3 protein-coding genes and 1 pseudogene are annotated in these 2,989 nt (G+C 63.4%); 1 reads left to right on the plus strand and 3 read right to left on the minus strand.

Features of this window, described 5'->3' with window-relative positions; translation table 11 throughout:
* Positions 1 to 162: 162 nt before the first annotated feature.
* The 3 genes from WCE35_RS18375 to WCE35_RS18385 all read right to left on the minus strand — a co-directional run bounded on the left by WCE35_RS18375 (position 163) and on the right by WCE35_RS18385 (position 2,049).
* Positions 163 to 774, minus strand: a complete 612-nt coding sequence (locus tag WCE35_RS18375; protein ID WP_424594754.1) for a glutathione S-transferase family protein — start codon at positions 772 to 774, stop codon at positions 163 to 165.
* A gap of 91 nt (positions 775 to 865) precedes the next feature.
* Positions 866 to 1,678: an MBL fold metallo-hydrolase gene (locus WCE35_RS18380; protein WP_424594755.1), complete on the minus strand. Its 813-nt coding sequence runs from the start codon at positions 1,676 to 1,678 to the stop codon at positions 866 to 868.
* Entirely contained in the window at positions 1,675 to 2,049 is a 375-nt protein-coding gene (locus tag WCE35_RS18385; RefSeq protein ID WP_424594756.1) for a Crp/Fnr family transcriptional regulator, read from the minus strand. The genes WCE35_RS18380 and WCE35_RS18385 overlap by 4 nt, the downstream gene beginning before the upstream one ends.
* Positions 2,050 to 2,347: 298 nt before the next feature.
* Here WCE35_RS18385 and WCE35_RS18390 point away from each other — a divergent pair.
* A pseudogene (locus WCE35_RS18390) lies at positions 2,348 to 2,989 on the plus strand (hypothetical protein); the annotation flags it as partial.

Here is a 2,989-nt window from a genome sequence, read left to right on the forward strand (position 1 = left end):
AATTGTTCCTTCTCAGAAGTCCGTTCCCCGGATGCTGCGCAGCGCGCCGCGCTTGCGGCGTGGTGCGCTGCTGATCCGGGGTCCATCGTTTCAGCGACGACGAGTGGGTCCCGGCTCTGCGGTGCACCGCAAGCGCGCTGCACCGCGTCCGGGACACGAGACCTATGCCTTCACCGACGGCCGTTCCGCAACGCGCGCCATCCACGCCACGATGTTGGTGTTGGTGGGATCGAGCGGCTGGCCGACCTGGTTGCCGAAATCGAGCCAGCAATAGAGCAGGATGTCGGCCAGCGTGAAGCGCTTGCCGCACAGATAATCCTTGCCGGCCATTTGCCCGTTGAGCCATTGCAGGCGGTCGGCCGCGATCATCTTCAGCCCGGGAGAGGCTTCCGGCGCCACCGGAATCCGCTTTTCGAAAAATTTCAGCGCCTCGCCGAAGCGATAGCCGTTGGCAAGCGGCTCGCAGATGTTGAGATCGACCCGGCGGGTCCACATCCGGCATTCGGCGCGTGCTTCCGGCGTCGCGCCGATCATCGCGGGTTCTGGATTCTTCTCCTCGAGATATTCGCAGATCGCGGTAATCTCCGACAGATAGCTGCCGTCATCAAGTTCGAGGGCGGGCATCTGGCCGTGCGGATTGCGCTTCAAATGGGCTTCCTGCCGGTTCTCGCCGCCGCGCAGGTCGACTGTCTGCCTGGGCATTTCGATGCCCTTTTCCGCCATGAACATGCGGACGATTCGCGGATTCGGTCCGACCGAGTCGTAAAGCTTCATGGCGTTTTTCTCTCCCTTGCTCGTTATGGGATATCGTTGTTGATGCTGTTGAACAGGCCGCCGGCCGATTTGTCAAACCGATACGAAACATTCAGCTGTCGTCGAGCTTGTTGAGGTCGCGCACCGATTGCATGATGGGATCGAAATTCGACCGCGCGTCCAGCGCGTCGAACAATTGCGCGGTGTCCGACAGCAGCGTGTGCGAACGCTGGATGGCGATCCGCACGTCGTCCTGCGGCGTGTCGGACAGCCGGCCGTGACCGGACAGCAGGATTGTGGAATTCAAGCCCTTCAGCCGCTCCAGCGACTGGATATAGTCACTGATGCTGCCGGAGCCGAACACGCCGCCCATCACGCCGCCGGGCATCAAGGTGTCGGCGGCGAACAGCAGTCCCTTGTCCTGATCGAACAGCGTGATGCAGGCCGAGGTGTGGCCCGGCGTGTGCATCACATCGAGGCGGAAATTGCCGAGGTCGATCAGATTGCCCTCTTCCAGCCAGATGTCGACATTGATCGGCACGTTCGGCTCGTTGAACATCTTGCGCAGCATCGAGAAATCATCGCGCAGCATGATCTTGTTGGCGGCGAGACGGTGCGCGGCGATCAAGGTGCGGCCGGAGAAATGCCAAGCCGCGCCGATGTGATCGAGATGTTCGTGGCTCAGCACCACCATGTCGATCTGGTCCGGCGTCACGCCGACATGGTCGAGGCAGGTCAGGAGATGCGGATAGTTGGTCGAGAGCCCGACATCGATCAGGATGGTGCGCTTGCTGCCGCGCACCAGATAGGCGTTGGCCGCACGGCTCTTGAACCGGATCTGGTAGACCTCCTCCGCCGCCTGGATCAGGGTGCAGACGTCGCTGTCGAGCAAGGTCTTGAACGGGCTCGGCCTGCGCCCGCTCATGAATTGGCCGCTGCCCGAAAGTTGACGGCGTTCGAGGCCCGCAGGCGCTTGCTGAGCGCGTCCATGATCATCAGCGCAAAGGCCGGCTGCTGGCTGACGAGATAGACGAAGCGGGCGTGATTGATCCGCATCACGCGGGTTTTCGGCGCCGCCGCGATCGCGGTCGCCGAACGCGACGAGCCGTCGATCACCGCCATCTCGCCGAAGAATTCGCCCTTGCCGAGCGTGACGATCACCGTCTTGCGGTCGCCGTTGACCTTGGCGATATCGACCTTGCCGTCGAGCACCACAAACAGCTCGCGCCCGGTTGAGCCTTCCTCAAAAATGACGTCATCGACCTCAAATTGACGGATGCATTTCTCGATGGCCATGGCGCCCCTGCCTTCTGGCTGGTTTCGGTCATGTTAGTCGGTAAATCCGGCCGCGCAAACGGGCGCTATGGGCGGTTGCCGCAGGGCAACATGGCCTCAATCCGGCCCTGAAAAGCTCCTAAAATTTCGATAATTTCCCGTCCGGTAACGATTCCGCAAGCAATGAAAGTTACCAAAAGGTCAACCAGTCCTGGAGACTTTGAACGTGAGCGAGCAAAAGTCCGAGCCCATCAGTGGTAAAACCGGGTCTGTCGGCACCGGGCCGGCCGCTTCCGGGATGCCCGCGCCGAGCGCGCCGGTGACGGCTTTCGCGGACGCCACGGCCGAGGCCCAACCCCCAAGACTTGCGTCCGAGCAGGAAGAAACGTCGCCCGGGCCGGATGCGGCCAGCGTGGAAGCTCCCAAGGTGGAAGCTTCCAAGGTCGAGGCTCCAAAGGTTGAAGCTCCCAAGCCGGAAGTCTCGCGCTCCCCCGGCAAGGTCTTGATCATGTCGCCCGCCGATCGCGCGCGGAACGGTGGCAACACCAGCTCCAGGGCGGAGAGGTCCGGCAAGCGCCGGGGGGCGTCGGCAATGGTCGCCGTGGCGGCGCTGGCGACCGTGGCCGGTGCGCTCGGCGGCGCGCTGGCGACCGCGGGTCTCAGATATGAAGGCCTCGGACATTTTGTCGTCGGCGATGCAGCGGCGGCGAAAGACAGCACGCTCGCGGTCGCCGTGGCGCGGATCGACGCCAATATTCTGGCGCTCACGGCCAGCGTCGAAAAGACCGCCAACACGGGCGCGAACCAGTTCAGCACGATCAGCGACCGTCTCGACAAGGTCGAGAGGGCGCAGGCTGAACCCGCCGCCAAACTCGCCAGGCTCAGCGACGCCGTAGACAAGCTCCGCGCTGCCCCGCCGCCCGCTCCCGCCGCCGTCGCGGCGGCACCGGTCGCGGCAAGG

The sequence above is a fragment of the Bradyrhizobium sp. genome (assembly GCF_049691595.1).
GTDB lineage: Bacteria > Pseudomonadota > Alphaproteobacteria > Rhizobiales > Xanthobacteraceae > Bradyrhizobium.